A 467-nucleotide genomic window follows, 5' to 3' on the forward strand; every position below is an offset into this window, starting at 1 on the left:
ACTTTTGTGTAGAGCAACAAGTATGTGAAATAGTTTTAGGAGATATAAAAGGGATTGAGAAAAATACAAAAAAGAAGAAAAGATTAAATAGAATTAATAGACAAAAAATATCTCAAATGGAGTATGGTCGCATTAAAGACTATATTAAATATAAGGCTAAAGAGCAAGGTATTGAAGTTAAGCTAGTTAAAGAAAACTACACATCTCAAACTTGCCCAAAGTGTTCTAAAAAACACAAACCAACTGGTAGAACTTATAGTTGTACTTGTGGTTATAAAACTCATAGAGATATAGTTGGTGCATGGAATATTTTAAATAAAAAACATAAATATAATTTAGTTAATTTTAGTATAAACCATAAGCAACCTATTAATTTAAAAGTATCTACCATATAAGGTAGTAGTGGCGAAGACACCGTCCAAGTAGCTTGGCTTTGTAACCACCTATGATTCTATCGTTTAGATAGT

General features: G+C 29.1%; 1 protein-coding gene. It reads left to right on the plus strand.

Going from position 1 to position 467, the window contains the following annotated elements; genetic code table 11:
• The coding region (locus KGF36_RS19890) for a zinc ribbon domain-containing protein (RefSeq protein ID WP_227854978.1) at positions 1-395 on the plus strand (395 nt) is incomplete at its 5' end.
• Between the last annotated feature and the right edge of the window lie 72 nt (positions 396-467).

The organism is Clostridioides sp. ZZV14-6009, from assembly GCF_020658095.1.
Classification (GTDB): Bacteria; Bacillota; Clostridia; order Peptostreptococcales; family Peptostreptococcaceae; genus Clostridioides.